Source organism: beta proteobacterium MWH-UniP1 (assembly GCA_036362785.1).
Lineage (GTDB): Bacteria > Pseudomonadota > Gammaproteobacteria > Burkholderiales > Burkholderiaceae_A > Lacustribacter.
The window spans coordinates 913,720-929,105 of the sequence record CP143625.1; the positions used below are offsets into that span (position 1 = coordinate 913,720).

General features: G+C 57.0%; 17 protein-coding genes. 16 read left to right on the forward strand and 1 reads right to left on the reverse strand.

Annotation, left to right across the window (positions count from 1 at the left end; translation table 11 throughout):
• The first annotated feature begins 128 nt into the window (after positions 1-128).
• From AOB54_04435 to AOB54_04445, 3 genes are read left to right on the forward strand one after another with little or no spacing between them, the layout of a single operon-like run.
• Entirely contained in the window at positions 129-1,283 is a 1,155-nt protein-coding gene (locus AOB54_04435) for an RluA family pseudouridine synthase (protein WVN42627.1), read from the forward strand.
• Positions 1,283-1,951 carry an HAD-IA family hydrolase gene (locus tag AOB54_04440; protein WVN42628.1) on the forward strand — a complete coding sequence of 223 codons (669 nt, stop codon included), beginning with the start codon at positions 1,283-1,285 and terminating at the stop codon, positions 1,949-1,951. The genes AOB54_04435 and AOB54_04440 overlap by 1 nt, the downstream gene beginning before the upstream one ends.
• The gene (locus AOB54_04445; GenBank protein ID WVN42629.1) at positions 1,936-2,859 is read left to right on the forward strand and encodes a S49 family peptidase; all 924 of its coding nucleotides are present in this window, start codon (positions 1,936-1,938) and stop codon (positions 2,857-2,859) included. Before AOB54_04440 ends, AOB54_04445 begins: the two co-directional genes overlap by 16 nt.
• Positions 2,860-2,892: 33 nt before the next feature.
• Here AOB54_04445 and AOB54_04450 read toward each other — a convergent pair whose 3' ends face one another.
• The gene (locus tag AOB54_04450) at positions 2,893-3,492 is read right to left on the reverse strand and encodes a Maf family nucleotide pyrophosphatase (protein WVN42630.1); all 600 of its coding nucleotides are present in this window, start codon (positions 3,490-3,492) and stop codon (positions 2,893-2,895) included.
• 47 nt (positions 3,493-3,539) lie between these two features.
• On the opposite strand from AOB54_04450, the gene AOB54_04455 reads away from it, so the two are divergent.
• From AOB54_04455 to lepA, 13 genes are all read left to right on the forward strand, one after another.
• Positions 3,540-4,184: a YceD family protein gene (locus AOB54_04455; GenBank protein WVN42631.1), complete on the forward strand. Its 645-nt coding sequence runs from the start codon at positions 3,540-3,542 to the stop codon at positions 4,182-4,184.
• Between the two features lie 44 nt (positions 4,185-4,228).
• Positions 4,229-4,411, forward strand: a complete 183-nt coding sequence (gene rpmF / locus AOB54_04460) for a 50S ribosomal protein L32 (protein ID WVN42632.1) — start codon at positions 4,229-4,231, stop codon at positions 4,409-4,411.
• A 1-nt stretch (position 4,412) separates the two neighbouring features.
• Positions 4,413-5,567 carry a phosphate acyltransferase PlsX gene (gene plsX, locus AOB54_04465; GenBank protein WVN42762.1) on the forward strand — a complete coding sequence of 385 codons (1,155 nt, stop codon included), beginning with the start codon at positions 4,413-4,415 and terminating at the stop codon, positions 5,565-5,567.
• A gap of 43 nt (positions 5,568-5,610) precedes the next feature.
• Positions 5,611-6,588 (forward strand): beta-ketoacyl-ACP synthase III, encoded by a 978-nt coding sequence (locus AOB54_04470; GenBank protein ID WVN42633.1) that lies wholly within the window; start codon positions 5,611-5,613, stop codon positions 6,586-6,588.
• A 20-nt stretch (positions 6,589-6,608) separates the two neighbouring features.
• Complete coding sequence (fabD, locus tag AOB54_04475; GenBank protein ID WVN42634.1) at positions 6,609-7,550, forward strand: ACP S-malonyltransferase; 942 nt, start codon at positions 6,609-6,611, stop codon at positions 7,548-7,550.
• Between the two features lie 9 nt (positions 7,551-7,559).
• Positions 7,560-8,315: a 3-oxoacyl-ACP reductase FabG gene (gene fabG / locus AOB54_04480; GenBank protein WVN42635.1), complete on the forward strand. Its 756-nt coding sequence runs from the start codon at positions 7,560-7,562 to the stop codon at positions 8,313-8,315.
• A 39-nt stretch (positions 8,316-8,354) separates the two neighbouring features.
• Positions 8,355-8,594, forward strand: coding sequence for an acyl carrier protein (gene acpP, locus AOB54_04485; GenBank protein ID WVN42636.1), 240 nt, complete (start codon positions 8,355-8,357; stop codon positions 8,592-8,594).
• 15 nt (positions 8,595-8,609) lie between these two features.
• On the forward strand, positions 8,610-9,869 hold the full coding sequence (gene fabF / locus AOB54_04490; GenBank protein WVN42637.1) for a beta-ketoacyl-ACP synthase II: 1,260 nt from the start codon (positions 8,610-8,612) through the stop codon (positions 9,867-9,869).
• Positions 9,870-9,899: 30 nt separating this feature from the next.
• Positions 9,900-10,502 (forward strand): RNA polymerase sigma factor RpoE, encoded by a 603-nt coding sequence (gene rpoE / locus AOB54_04495; protein WVN42763.1) that lies wholly within the window; start codon positions 9,900-9,902, stop codon positions 10,500-10,502.
• Positions 10,503-10,568: 66 nt separating this feature from the next.
• Positions 10,569-11,075 (forward strand): RseA family anti-sigma factor, encoded by a 507-nt coding sequence (locus AOB54_04500; GenBank protein ID WVN42638.1) that lies wholly within the window; start codon positions 10,569-10,571, stop codon positions 11,073-11,075.
• Positions 11,075-12,055 carry a MucB/RseB C-terminal domain-containing protein gene (locus AOB54_04505; GenBank protein ID WVN42639.1) on the forward strand — a complete coding sequence of 327 codons (981 nt, stop codon included), beginning with the start codon at positions 11,075-11,077 and terminating at the stop codon, positions 12,053-12,055. The genes AOB54_04500 and AOB54_04505 overlap by 1 nt, the downstream gene beginning before the upstream one ends.
• On the forward strand, positions 12,052-13,545 hold the full coding sequence (locus tag AOB54_04510) for a DegQ family serine endoprotease (protein ID WVN42640.1): 1,494 nt from the start codon (positions 12,052-12,054) through the stop codon (positions 13,543-13,545). Before AOB54_04505 ends, AOB54_04510 begins: the two co-directional genes overlap by 4 nt.
• A 49-nt stretch (positions 13,546-13,594) precedes the next feature.
• On the forward strand, positions 13,595-15,385 hold the full coding sequence (gene lepA / locus AOB54_04515; GenBank protein ID WVN42641.1) for a translation elongation factor 4: 1,791 nt from the start codon (positions 13,595-13,597) through the stop codon (positions 15,383-15,385).
• The last annotated feature ends 1 nt before the right edge of the window (position 15,386 follow it).

Genomic DNA, 15,386 nt, shown 5'->3' on the forward strand with positions numbered 1-15,386 from the left:
GCTGTGTTCTTCCTTAAACCAGGCTCGCATCAGACCAAACGGGTTTGGGGCGGACACCTAAAATAAGGGACACAACAATCAGTCGGGATTCATCTCGACCTGAAGCCAGTATACCCAGAAAGCTTGAGATGTCACGAAAATTACCGAAGTTCCCCGCGCAAGCCCCTGTTGTGGCAGAGAAATCTGGCCATCAGGGGCCTGCGCCGGCCCCGCAGCCTGGTGGCCAGGGGCGGGGAGTGGAGCAGTGGGTTGTTCCTGCCGAGTATGCCGGCCAACGGATCGATAACTTTCTGCTCGCCCGCCTGAAGGGGGTTCCGAAGACCCGTATCTACAAAATGTTGCGCACCGGCGAAGTCCGGGTCAACGGTGGGCGAATTGGCAGTGATTATCGGGTTGAAGAAAACGACCGGCTTCGAATTCCCCCGATCCGCCTTCCCGAGCGTGTAGCGGGTGATGGCCAGGCCCAATCGGCTGGCCGGGTATCGCCCGCCATGGCCAAGTCCATCAATGACAAGATTGGCATCGTCTTGGAAGACGAGATGGTCTTGGCGATCAATAAGCCCTTTGGTCTGGCGGTCCATGGCGGTAGTGGGGTGAGGCTTGGGGTGATTGAGGCCCTGCGCCAGAGCCGGTTTCCTAAATTACCGGCGGCAATGCAAGACCCGTCTCGGCCCCCTGGCCAGATGGCAGAGGGTTTTCTTGAACTGGTCCATCGGCTGGATCGGGAGACCTCGGGCCTGATGCTGATCGCCAAGCGCCGCTCCAGCCTGACAGATTTTCATCGCCAGCTTCGCGAAGGCCAGATGCGAAAGCGTTACCTGGCGCTGGTCTGGGGAGGTTGGCCGGTGGGCGTGGACCGCATCGAGGCCCCGCTGCACAAGTGGGTCAATGCCAAGGGAGAGCGTTGGGTACGTGTGCAAGAAGACGGTCAGGCAGCCATCACCAAAGTCAAGGTCTTGCAAAGGGTTGATGCCCCAGTGCTTGGGCTGGTCTCGTTCTTGGTCTGCGAACCTGTGACGGGGCGAACCCATCAGCTGCGCGTGCATCTGGCGAGCCAGGGCTGCCCGATCATTGGCGATCCGAAATACGGCGACCATGACCGAGACGACCTGTTCAATGGAAAACATCTGGAACCGAAGGCCCGTTTGGTGACTCGAATGTTCCTTCATGCCTGGCAGCTCCGCTGCCAGCACCCCAAGACGCAGGAGACCCTGCAATTGGTGGCCCCTTTGGACAACGAATTTTTAAATGCTCTGAAACTTCTTGAATTGGATTTGCCTTGATGCAATCGCTTGGTGCTGTGGAGTTGGTCATTTTTGACTGGGATGGAACTGTGGTGGATTCAACACCAACGATCACTCAGGCGATATTGAATGCCTGTCGCGACATTGGTGTGGGTGTGCCTGCCGAGCAAGATGCCAGCTGGGTCATTGGCCTGGGCTTGCAAGATGCGCTGTCGCGCATTGCACCGAATTTGTCAGCGGATCAGCAGGCCAGGCTAACGGACCGGTTTCGTTTTCATTACCTGTCGCATGACAAGGCGCTGCGGCCCTTTCCGGGCATGACTGCTGTGTTTGATCACTTAAAAGAAGCAGGGCTGCCGCTTGCCGTGGCGACCGGAAAATCCCGTGTGGGGCTTGAGCGTGCCTTTGATGCCACCAGCACACGGCATTACTTTGATACGTCGCGCTGCGCCGATGAGACGGACCCAAAGCCGGCCCCCACCATGGTCTTGGAAATTTGTGAAGAGCTTTCTATTTCCCCAGCCGCGGCCCTGGTGATTGGTGACACAACCCATGATATTTTGATGGCCCAGTCTGCTGGCGCATCGGCATTGGCCGTGGGTTATGGCGCCCATCAGACACAGGACTTATTACAGGCCAAGCCATTGGGCTGCATGCAATCGGTCACTGAACTTCAGAATTGGATTCGGCAATGGATAACGACTTAATCGAAAAAGTATTACTGGCCAATGTGCAAGAGCAGCGTCGCTCGCGGCGGTGGGCAAACTTCTGGCGTTTTGCAAGCTTCTCGTTGATTTTGTTGGTGGCACTCTTTTCGTTTTTTGGTGGCGGCAGCACCTCGATGCCACACCCCACCACGCGGCATACCGCCATGATCAATCTTAAGGGTGTGATTGCCAGTGATAGCAAGGCCAGTGCCGATGTCATGACGGCTTCACTTCGTGATGCATTTGAAAACAAACATGCGGCAGGAATCGTGCTGCGGGTCAACAGCCCTGGGGGTAGTCCGGTCCAATCCGGCATCGTATTTGATGAGATCCGCCGATTAAAAGCCATTCACAAAGACAAGCCTGTGATTGCGGTGGTGGAAGATGTCGCCGCATCGGGCGGCTATTACGTGGCTGCAGCAGCAGATTCCATTTATGTCGATAAGGCCAGCCTGGTTGGCTCAATAGGTGTGCGAATGGACGGCTTTGGCTTTACCGATGCCATGAAAAAACTTGGCGTGGAGCGCCGCTTGTTAACGGCAGGTGAGAACAAGGCATTGTTGGATCCTTTTCTTCCTGTGGATCCAAAACAAAAGGCTGCCGTGCAGTCGATGTTGGGCGAAGTCCATCAACAATTCATTACTGCGGTAAAGCAGGGCCGTGGGGATCGTTTGAAACCAAATCCCGACATGTTTACTGGCATGGTCTGGACGGGTGCGCGCAGTATTGAACTGGGCCTGACCGACGCATTTGGAACGGTCGACTCGGTGGCCCGAGATGTGATCAAGGCAGAAGAGGTGGTGGATTACACCCTGCAGCCTACACTGGCAGAACGATTGGCAGACCGTTTTGGTGCGGGTCTTGGCGATGCAGTTGCCAAGGCCATGCTGCGTTGGTCAATCTACTAAATCGGTTGGCTGTGCGCGTTTAGTGCGCAGTTGTTATTGCGCAGCCAAAGGGTCCACGCCAAGCTGGCGTAATCGAGCCGACAGCGTAATCAGCGGCAGTCCCACCAGGGCGGTGGGGTCACTTCCGGTAAAAGATTCCATCAGTGTGATGCCAAGTCCTTCAGATTTAGCCGAGCCAGCGCAGTCGAAAGGCTGTTCCAGCGCGATGTAGCGTTTGAGATGTGCATCGCTCAGTTCTTGCGCGCTACGGAACTTCACTCGGATGGTGACCACATCGGAAAAACTTTTCTTGCCGCCCTCGGCCATGACACACATTGCGGTGTGAAACTCCGAGACATTGCCCCGTTGGCGTTGGAGTTGTTCTAAAGCAGTGGCCGCATTGCCCGGTTTGTCGAGTCGGTAATCACCGCAGCAGGCCACCTGGTCTGAGCCAATGACGATGGCCTCTGGTGCGTTCACCGAAATGACGCGGGCTTTTTCTTTGGCCAGACGAATTGCCGTGTCCACAAACCCTTCGCCTGACAGTGGCGATTCATCAATGTCAGGACTCAAGGTCTCAAACGGCAGGCCCAATCGCGAGAGCAGGGCTTTCCGGTAGGGGCTTGAGGAAGCAAGGATGATTCTTGTTGTCATGGCGTGCGCTTGTAAGCCGGTTTGAACACGGTTAAGGTTTGCGCATTATGAGTCCCAAATCTGAACACACGCCCGAGACGAATTTTCGGGTCGATCTGCATCTGAGCGCCCCGGTCTTGGAAAAAGCACTTAGCCTTGGCCGCTTACCTGCCAAAGGGGCGCTTGGCCTATCGGCACTCCCCCGGCTTGAAAATGAGGTGCTTGGCGTGGATGGCCCGGTGTCTTGGGCCTTTGCTCCCGACGCCAAGGTGCCCGGTCCTGGCCGCCGCCGCAGGCGCTGGTGGTTGACGGTTCAGGCGGGCCTGGTCTGCACCTGCGAGCGCTGCCTGACCCCCGTTCATTTGAGCCTTTCAACGCGGCGCGGTTTTGAATTCTGCGAGTCTGCCGCCCAGGCCGATGCCCAGTCCTTGCGACTGGAAGAGGCGGAACTCGAGGCGGATCCCGATATTGAGCTGGTGGACTACCTGTCCCCGGAAGATGAGATGACGATCGCCAAGCTGGTCGAGGACGAGCTTTTGCTGAATTTGCCGATGGCACCCAAGCACGATGGTTGTAAGTTGCCGGCAGAGCTGGCCGGCCCCGGGGATAGCGGGGACGCCGTGTCCCGTGGTCTGGCGTCTGCGCCAGAGTCGGCCGAGCCCGAGGTGGTTCGGCCGTTTTTGGGGCTTAAAGACCTGCTGAAGAAACGCTAAAACCCAAAAATGTCTTATAATTCAAGGTTTTCCGGAGTCCCAACATGGCTGTCCAACAAAATAAGAAGTCGCCGTCTAAGCGCGGCATGCATCGTGCCCACGATTTCCTGACCAACCCGCCAACTGCGGTTGAACCCACCACGGGCGAAGTCCATCTGCGTCACCACATCAGCCCGTCTGGCTACTATCGCGGCAAGAAAGTCGTCAAAACGAAAGACGTTGCCTGATTTGACTTCCCAGGGGGTCTGCGTTGCCGTCGATTGCATGGGCGGCGACCACGGTCTACCGACCACAATTCCAGCGGTCCTTGCTTTTCTGGGTGAAAGCCCAGAAAACAGGGTCCTATTGGTTGGTTTAGAGCCCCAAGTCTCACAGGCCCTCGCGGCCCAATCCGTCTCGGCGAGTCTTCGCAGCCGGATTGAAATTCTGGCCGCCGACGAAGTGGTGGCCATGGATGATCCACCGGCCATTGCGCTTCGGAATAAGCGCCGCTCCTCCATGCGGCTTGCTATCGAAGCCGTGAAAGAGGGCCGTGCCCAGGCCGCCATTAGTGCCGGCAACACGGGTGCCTTAATGGCGATCGCCCGCTACGTTTTAAAAACGATCGAGGGTATTGATCGCCCGGCGATTGCCACCGCGCTACCGAATCGCACTGGCGGTGTCACCACCATGCTGGATCTGGGGGCCAATGTGGATTGCAGTGCAGATCATCTGCTGCAGTTTGCGCTCATGGGGTCGGCCTTGGTGTCAGTGATTGACTGCAAAGAGCGGCCCTCGGTTGGTTTGCTGAATGTTGGCGAAGAAGTCATCAAGGGCAACGACACCGTCAAGCTCGCCGGTGAAATGTTGCGTGCTAGCCATCTGAATTTTTACGGTAATGTCGAGGGCGACGATATCTTCAAAGGCACCACCGATGTGATTGTCTGTGATGGCTTTGTTGGCAATGTGGCGTTGAAGACTTCCGAAGGCCTTGCCCAGATGTTGCGCAGCTTTATTAAAGAAGAATTCACACGAACAATTTGGACCAAGGTCATGGCCATGATTGCCTCGCCGGTGCTGAAGCGTTTTTCGCGCCGGGTGGATCATCGTCGCTACAACGGCGCATCGCTTTTGGGTCTGCGCGGTATTGTTATCAAAAGTCACGGTTCGGCGGATGCGGTTGCTTTCCGGCATGCCCTGCATCGTGCGGCTAATGCGGCTTCCCATGGCTTAAATGAAAAAATCGCCCAGGCGTTAGAGCAATCTCACAAAGACATCGCGCAGCGGCTCTCCACCACAGCCGGCGCTTCGGTGCCTGCCTCGGTGTCAGACACCTCAGGCATGGTGTCAGACACCGTGCCTGACACCATGCGTGGCACCGCATCGGACACTGTTTCCAGCTAGGTTGCGGAAAGCCTTCGCGCGGGCGTTGTAGACTGAGCGGATTATGGAAATCTTTTCAAAAATAGTGGGCACTGGCCGGGCACTACCCGGCGCACCTGTGACCAATGCCGAGCTGGCCAAACGCCTTGCCCAGTCGGGCATTGAAACCTCTGACGAATGGATTCGTGAGCGCACGGGCATTGCCCAGCGGCATATCGCTGCAGACGATGTCAATAGCAGTGATCTCGCGGCCGAGGCGGGCGCAAAAGCCTTGGCAGCTGCTGGCATTGCGCCGGCAGATGTTGATCTTGTGATTGTGGCGACCTCAACGCCCGACATGATTTTCCCTTCGACGGCTTGTCTGGTGCAAAAGAAGCTGGGCATCTCGGGTTCGCCTGCCTTTGATGTGCAGGCCGTCTGCAGTGGGTTTGTCTATGCGATGTCGACTGCTGATTTGTATATCAAGGCAGGCAAGGCCAAAAACGCCTTGGTGATTGGTGCCGAAGTGTTTTCGCGCATCATGGATTGGTCGGATCGCACCACCTGTGTGTTGTTTGGTGATGGCGCGGGTGCGGTGGTACTTAAGGCAGATTCAAGCCCCGGCATTTTGGGCCACCGGCTGCATGCCCGTGGTGAATACGAAAACATCCTGCGCACGCCGGGCATGATTTACAACGGCCAGATTAGTGGCCACCCGTTTTTAACCATGGACGGTCAGGCGGTATTTAAGCTGGCAGTGCAAGTCTTAGAGAGCGTGGCCCGTGAAGTTTTAGACGACGTTGGCATGCAGGTGAGCGATATCGATTGGCTCATTCCGCATCAGGCCAATATCCGAATTCTGCAAGCCACAGCGAAACGCCTTGGCATTGATGAATCCAAAGTGGTGGTCACGGTAGATCAGCAGGCGAACACCTCGGCGGCATCGGTGCCGATTGCACTTGATGTCGCGGTACGCGATGGCCGCATCAAATCAGGTCAACGCATCATGCTACAGGGCGTAGGCGGTGGCTTCACCTGGGGCGCAGTATTGGCGCAGATGTAATTTTTACCATCACTAAGACCATGAAAAATCTCGCATTTGTTTTTCCCGGGCAGGGCTCACAGACAGTGGGCATGCTCGCTGGCTTTGCAGGTAACACCGCAGTGGCAGCTGCCATGCAAGAAGCGTCCGACGCCCTTGGCCAAGACTTGTCGGCCCTGATTCACGACGGCCCCGCAGAAGCGCTTAACTTAACGGTGAACACACAGCCCGTCATGCTGGCCAGTTCCATTGCGTTTTATCGCGCATGGCTGGCTGCCGGTGGCGCCACGCCCACATGGGCGGCTGGCCACAGCTTGGGTGAGTATTCTGCGTTAACGGCAGCAGGTGTTTTTTCCTTGGCCGATGCCACCAAGGCCGTGCGTTTTCGTGCCGAGCAGATGCAATCGGCCGTGCCGGTTGGCGTGGGCGGCATGGCGGCAATTCTGGGAATGGACTCTGCCCAAGTGATTGCAGCTTGTGCCGATGCGGCCCAGGGCCAGGTAGTCGAGGCGGTGAACTTTAATGCGCCTGATCAAACCGTTGTGGCCGGTCACAAAGAAGCAGTGGACCGTGTCTGTGCGCTGGTGAAAGAGCGTGGCGCCAAGCGTGCGCTTCCACTTCCTGTGTCCGCACCATTTCATTCCAGTCTGTTGGCGCCAGCCGCGCAAGCCTTGCGCGGGTATCTCTCTGGCATGGCGCTTTCTGCCCCAAAAATTTCAGTCGTGAACAACGTCGATGTCGCCATTGAAACCGACTCGGTACGAATCCAAGACGCACTTTCACGGCAGGCCATGAGCCCTGTTCGCTGGGTGGAAGTCATCCAGTCTTTAGAGAAAAATGGCGTGACCACCATCATCGAGTGTGGCCCGGGCAAAGTCCTGTGCGGGCTTATCAAGCGGATCGCGCCGGCCATCACTACCTTTGCGATCAATGACCAGGCTAGCTTAGACGCTGCGCTGGCGGGCATTGCTTCCCAGTCATAAGGAGCCCCCATGACACAGACCCCCTCTTTAGAAACCCGCGTGGCCCTGGTCACCGGTGCCACCCGTGGCATTGGCCAGGCGATTGCCCAGGCGCTGGGCGCCCAGGGCCATACCGTGATTGGCACGGCCACCTCGGAAGAGGGCGCCGCCAAGATCTCTGCTGACTTGGCTGCCGCCGGCATCAAGGGCGAGGGCCGGGTGCTGCAGGTCAACGATGCCGCTGCCTGCGATGCACTCTTAGAAGATATTTCCGCCAAGTTTGGTGGCATCGGCATTTTGGTCAATAACGCCGGTATCACCCGCGACAACCTGGCCATGCGTATGAAGGACGAAGAATGGGACGCGGTCATTCAAACCAATCTCTCGGCGGTGTTTCGGCTCTCCCGCGGCGTGCTGCGGCCCATGATGAAGGCCCGCTGGGGCCGGATCGTGAATATCACCTCGGTGGTGGGCCAGTCGGGCAACCCTGGGCAGGTGAACTATGCGGCGGCCAAGGCCGGCGTGGCCGGCATGAGCCGGGCGCTAGCCCGCGAGGTGGCTAGCCGTGGGATCACCGTCAATGCCGTGGCGCCGGGCTTTATTGACACCGACATGACCAAGGCCCTGTCAGAAGACCAGATCAAGAGCCTGACCGCACAAATTCCCGCCCAACGTCTTGGAACTCCCCACGATGTGGCGGCATCTGTCGCCTTTTTGTGCTCAGAGGGCGCTTCTTACATTACCGGAATTACCCTGTCGGTCAACGGCGGCATGGTGATGTCCTGATACAATTCGACCACCGTTTTATCCTTTAGGAAGAGGTTCATGGAAGACATTCAAAAGCGCGTTATTGGTATCGTTTCGGAACAACTTGGCGTCAAGATCGAAGACGTCAAAAACGAGTCCAAGTTTGTAGACGACCTGGGCGCTGACTCTCTCGACACCGTCGAACTCGTAATGGCCTTAGAAGATGCCTTCGGCTGTGAAATCCCTGACGAAGAAGCCGAAAAGATCACCACGGTCCAGCAGGCGATCGACTACGTCACGACCCACCTGAAAAAGTAAGAAAGTCTCTTGCCGATGAGCGGTCCTTCCTCTCTGGGCGCCGCGGGTCGGCGCCGTGTAGTGGTTACCGGCCTTGGGTGCGTCTCCCCAGTGGGAAATAGCATCCAGGCCGCGTGGCAGCAGGTTCTTGCCGGAAAGTCCGGCATCGCCACTGTCACCAAATTCGACCACTCCAGCCTGCCGGTTCACTTTGCCGGCGAGGTTAAAGATTTCAATATTGAAGACTATCTGCCCGCCAAAGAGGCGCGGCACATGGATACCTTTATCCATTACGGCATTGCCGCTGGTCTTCAAGCCCTGGACGACTCTGGCCTGCAGGTCACCGAAGCCAATGCAGAGCGGATCGGCGCCTTTGTGGGGTCCGGAATTGGGGGCCTGCCGCTGATCGAAGAGACCCATGCGGAATACACCAACCGCGGTGCCCGCCGCATCTCCCCATTTTTTGTGCCAGGCTCGATCATCAACATGATCTCTGGCCACATCAGCATTCTGCGCAACCTAAAGGGCCCCAATATCGCTGCGGTAACCGCCTGCACCACAGGCCTGCACAGCATTGGTCTGGCCATGCGCCTGATCCAATACGGCGATGCCGATGCCATGTTGGCGGGCGGTGCCGAGTCCACCATTTCCCCGCTGGGCATTGGTGGGTTCGCAGCGGCGCGGGCACTTTCTACCCGTAACGACGACCCAGCGACCGCATCCCGGCCGTGGGACAAAGACCGCGATGGCTTTGTGCTGGGCGAGGGCGCGGGCGTCCTCATGCTAGAAGAATACGAACACGCCAAGGCGCGTGGTGCCAAGATCTACTGTGAGTTGTCTGGTTTTGGCATGTCTGGGGATGCCTTCCACATGACCGCACCGAACATGGACGGCCCGCGCCGTTGCATGGTCAATGCCCTGAAAGATGCGGGCATCTCGGCCGATCAGGTGAACTATGTCAACGCCCACGGCACATCCACCCCTCTGGGCGATAAAAACGAGACCGAGGCGATCAAGGCAGCCCTGGGTGAGCAGGCCAAAAAAATCGTGGTGAACTCGACCAAGTCGATGACCGGCCATCTTCTGGGTGGTGCTGGCGGCCTGGAGTCCGTTTTCACGGTCTTGGCCCTGCACCATCAGAAGAGCCCGCCCACCATCAACATCTTTAACCAAGATCCAGAGTGCGATCTGGATTACTGCGCCAATACCGCCCGTGATCTGAAGATCGATGTGGCTGTGAAGAACAACTTTGGCTTTGGGGGCACCAACGGCACTGTGGTCTTTCGCCGCATTTAAGGCGACCAGGGCAGGGTGGCGTAAAGGGTGATCAATCAGAAAGAGGCCGACGCCCAGCTGGTCGAGCGGGTTCAAAACGGCGATCAGCGTGCCTTTGAGTTGCTGGTCGTCAAGTATGAACGCCGGGTCCTTCGGCTGATTTCCCGGCTGGTCCGAGACCCTGCCGAGGCCGAGGAAGTCGCCCAAGAGGCCTTTATCAAGGCTTACCGGGCCCTGCCCCAATTCCGTGGAGACAGTGCCTTTTACACCTGGCTCTACCGGATCGCCGTTAACACGGCAAAAAACTACCTCGCGGCCCAGGGCCGTCGGCCCCGGACCATCTCCGAGTTCCAAGGCGATGAGGACGGGGAATCTTTTGATGTTTCCGATGTCGTAGAGGACAACAACACGCCTGATGCGGTGCTTCACAGCCGCCAGGTGGCCGAAACCGTGAACAAGGCCATCGAGGCCCTGCCAGAGGACCTGCGTACAGCAATCACCCTGCGGGAAATTGAGGGCCTGAGCTACGAAGAGATTGCCGCAGCGATGGATTGCCCGATCGGTACGGTGCGGTCAAGAATCTTCCGTGCCCGTGAGGCCATCGCGCAGCAGCTGCGGCCGTTATTGGGAACGAATGAAGGAAAACGTTGGTAGAGCCGTGATGAAGAATTCAATAACAATAATTTCAGTTCAAGTCGCTTGGTTTCAGGGAGCCAGACCATGAGTCAGTTTGAAAAACTCTCCTCTTTTATGGACGGAGAAACAGAGCAGTCCAGTGCCAGTGTGTCGGCAGCAGAAATCCTGGAAGACTCTGAAAGCCGGCAGCGTTGGCAGGATTGGCATCTGATTGGTGATGTCATGCGCAGCAACTCCCTTGCAACCAAGTCTTCAGTGGCCAACAAAATAGCCCAGCAGTTGGAATTCGAACCCATTCATTTCCCGCGCGCCACTGCCGTGAAAAAACCAGTGGCTCGTCGGCCTCGGCTCGTCTACGGTTCGGCAATTGCTGCGGCGATTGCCTTTGTCGCGGTGATCGCGGTGGCCCCCCAGATGCAGCAGACGGGTATCACTGGGCTGATTGCGGGCCAATTTGGTGGCGGTGCCGCCATGACAGCCAAGCTTGATCAGCCGGCCACCCCCGTCATGCTCGAAGATCCGCGCCTGCGCGATCTTCTTGACGCGCATGGGTCCATGTCCATTCGCCCTGTTTCGGCCGAGGTTCGGTAATGATGCTGCGGGGTGCGCTTGCGATTAGCCTGTCGTTGGGTCTTGCCAGCTTTGGGGTTCAGGCCGCCGACCCGTTGGATGCCACGTCGGCAAAGGTCATCATTGACCGTATTCAGGCCGCAGGCAACAGCCTCGTTTTCACCGGCACCTTTGTGCATCAGCAAGACACGGTGCTGCACACCTCAAAGATTGTGCAGCGTATCGATTCGCGACAGCCTGTGACCAAAGTCCAGTCGCTCGAAGGCCATCAGCGTGAAATTATCAAAACACCGGCCGAGACCCGCGTTTACATGGCCGAGCGTCAGCTGGTAAAGGTCGATCAGACCGGCCAACCCCGTGCGGCATTTCCTGCAATGTTTGTAGGCGAGTCAGCCAGCATTGTTCGTAACTACGACATGGTCAAGGGCGGCTCCATGCGAATCGCCGATGTCGATGCCCAGGAATATCAACTCAAGCCGAAGTTTGACTCGCGTTGGCCCATTCGCTTCTGGGTAGATAAGCGCAGCGGTCTGGTGGTGAAGTGCCAAAAACTTGGCAGTGATGGCCGTGCAGTAGAGCAGGCCGCTTTTACAGAACTCAATCTCAATGCGCGGCCCTCTGCTGCAAGCGTGGCCGTATCGTTTGCCGGGGCCCGGCAGTGGGAAACCCACGACGCATCGCTAAGCCCATTGGCCGCACCGCCACTACTGAAGTTCAAGCCCGAAACACTCAAGGGCTTTGATCTGGTGGGTGTGTATCAAAAGCCACAAAACGCATCAAACGACACGATCGAGACACGTCGCTATGTCTTCTCCGATGGTGTCGCCTTTGTATCTGTGTTTATTCAGCCGAAATCATCGGGGCCGCTCACGGATCGTGCCCGCCGTAAGGGGGCGCTGTCCATGTTGTCTCGTGAGATTCAAAACGCCTGGGTCACCGTCATTGGTGATCTTCCGCCCGAAGCCGTAAATCAATTTGCCCAAACTATCGAATGGAAATGAGAGCCATGAAGTCCCGTTTTGTATCTACGTTGTTCGCGGCAATGATGGTCACACCGCTCATTTCTGTGCCTGTGTTGGCGCAGCCGGGTACTCAGCCCAGCGCTGCTGCAGTTCGGGGTCTGCCTGACTTTGCGGATCTGGTGGAGTCGGCTGGCCCTGCGGTGGTCAACATCCGCACGATCGAAAAAGTCAAAGTTCAGCAGGCCCAGCAGCCACAGTTTCCCGAACTCGATGAAAACGATCCCTTCTACGAATTCTTTCGTCGATTCTTTCCGCCCCGCGGTGCGCCCCGTGGTGGTCCACGCAACCAGGGCCCCGAAGAAGTGCCACGTGGCGTGGGTAGCGGATTCGTGGTGTCTTCTGATGGTTTTATTCTGACCAATCACCACGTTGTCGATGGCGCTGATGAAATTCTGGTCACGCTTGCAGATAAGCGTGAATTCAAGGCGCGGCTGATTGGCTCTGACCGTCGTACCGATGTGGCCTTGGTCAAAATTCCGGCCACCAATCTCCCTTCTTTAAAGGCGGGGGACCCGAATAAGCTGCGGGTGGGCGAGTGGGTCTTGGCGATCGGTTCGCCTTTTGGCTTGGAAAACACCGTGACGGCCGGCATTGTCAGTGCCAAGGGCCGTGACACCGGGGACTATCTGCCGTTTATCCAGACTGATGTCGCCGTGAACCCAGGTAACTCGGGCGGTCCGCTACTGAATATGCGTGGCGAAGTTATCGGCATTAACTCGCAGATCTACAGCCGCACCGGCGGCTTCATGGGCATCTCGTTTGCCATTCCTATTGATGAAGCCAATCGCGTCGCGGATCAACTTCGCACACAGGGCCGGGTGACCCGTGGCCGAATTGGTGTTGGTATTGGTGAAGTCACCAAAGAAGTTGCCGATGCCCTGGGGCTGTCACGCACCTCGGGTGCCTTGGTGCGTAGCGTCGAGGCCTCGGGTCCCGCAGAGCGTGCCGGCATCGAGCCGGGCGACATTATTCTGCGGTTTGATGGCAAGGTGATTGAAAAGTCATCTGATCTTCCGCGCATTGTGGGCAACACACGGCCCAATGCAAAAGTCAGCGCACAAGTCTGGCGCAAGGGCCAGACCAAAGACCTCAGCATCACGGTGGCCGAGATGGAACCCGATCGCTTGGCCAAGGCGCCTGCAAAATCAACGCCAGCACCGGCTCAAGTCGCTTCGAGCTGGCTGGGTCTATCGGTGTCGGATTTGACCGATGCCAAACGCAATGAACTGAAGATCAAGGGTGGCGTGCTGGTCGAGGCCGCTGATGGCCCTGCCGCACGGGCAGGCATCCGCCAGGGCGATGTGTTGATCAGTGTCAACAACACGGATGTCAGCACGGCCAAGCAGTTTGGCGAGCTGGTTGGCAAGCTGGATCAGTCGAAGTCTTTGGTGGTGTTGGTCCGTCGCGGTGATGGTGCCTTGTTTATTCCGGTGCGACCCACACAGGCCAAGCCACCCGCAAAAAAATAAATGAACGAAGTGCAGTTCAAAACTTATAACAATAATTCCATGGTGCGTCTTGGAGAACATCCGAAATTTTTCGATTATTGCCCACATAGATCACGGTAAAAGTACGCTCGCAGATCGTATCATTCAGATTTGTGGTGGTTTGTCTGAACGCGAAATGGAATCCCAGGTGTTGGATTCCATGGCGCTTGAGCGCGAGCGTGGCATCACGATCAAGGCCCAGACCGCCGCGCTGAAATACAAAGCGCGCGACGGCAAGGTCTATTCGCTCAACCTGATTGACACCCCGGGCCACGTTGACTTCTCTTATGAAGTCAGCCGCTCGCTGTCGGCCTGCGAGGGCGCGCTCTTGGTGGTGGATGCTTCCCAGGGTGTCGAGGCCCAAACCGTGGCTAACTGCTACACCGCCATTGAGTTGGGTGTGGAAGTCGTGCCGGTGCTTAATAAAATTGACCTGCCCGCGGCCAACCCCGATCAAGCGATTCAAGAGATTGAAGACGTGATCGGTATTGACGCCCATGACGCCGTGCGCGCCAGCGCCAAAACGGGCCAGGGTGTGGAAGATATTCTGGAAATGCTGATTGCGCGGGTGCCGCCACCAAAAGGCGACCCCAATGCGCCGCTGCAGGCACTCATTATCGACAGCTGGTTTGATAACTATGTGGGGGTGGTCATGCTGGTGCGCATGGTCAACGGCACACTCAAACCCCGCGACAAGATTTTGCTGATGGCGGCCGGGGCCAACTATTCGGTCGAACACGTTGGCATGTTTACCCCGAAGTCAAAAAACCTGGATCAACTTAGCGCAGGCGAAGTCGGCTTTGTCATTGCAGGCATTAAAGAATTAAAAGCCGCCAAGGTGGGTGACACGATTACCCATGCGGGCCACGCCGCAGCAAAAGCACTGCCTGGCTTTAAAGAGATCAAGCCCCAGGTCTTTGCCGGACTTTATCCGGTGGAGTCCAATCAATACGAAGCCCTGCGTGATGCGCTGGATAAGTTAAAGCTTAACGACTCATCACTGCAGTACGAGCCCGAAGTGTCTCAGGCCCTGGGCTTTGGTTTTCGTTGCGGCTTTTTGGGTCTTTTGCACATGGACATTGTGCAAGAGCGCTTAGAGCGGGAATACAACATGGATCTCATCACCACGGCACCCACCGTGGTCTATCAGGTGCTGATGCGCGATGGCACCGTGATTGATGTGGACAACCCATCAAAGATGCCAGAGCCATCGAAGATTGAAGAAATCCGTGAGCCCATTGTCACGGTCACGCTCTTTATGCCCCAGGAATATGTTGGCGCCGTGATCACGCTGTGCACGGGTAAGCGTGGTGTGCAGACTGCCATGAGCTATCACGGCCGTCAGGTGAATCTCACCTATGAAATTCCCATGAACGAGATCGTGCTCGACTTCTTCGACAAATTAAAGTCGGTCTCGCGTGGTTACGCTTCGATGGATTACGAATTTAAAGAGTACCGTGCCTCTGATGTGGTCAAACTGGATGTGCTGATTAACGGTGATCGCGTGGACACGTTGTCGGTCATTGTTCACCGGGCTAGCGCTGCACCCAAGGGCAGGGAGCTTGCAGCCAAGCTGCGCGAACTTATTCCACGGCAGATGTACGACGTGGCCATTCAGGCAGCTATTGGCGCCAACATCATTGCCCGCGAAAACATCAAGGCGCTGCGCAAAAACGTGTTGGCCAAGTGCTACGGCGGCGACATCTCGCGTAAGCGTAAGTTGTTGGAGAAACAAAAGGCCGGTAAAAAGCGGATGAAGCAGGTCGGTACGGTTGAAATTCCCCAGGATGCCTTCTTGGCCATTCTGAAGGTCGAGGACTAGA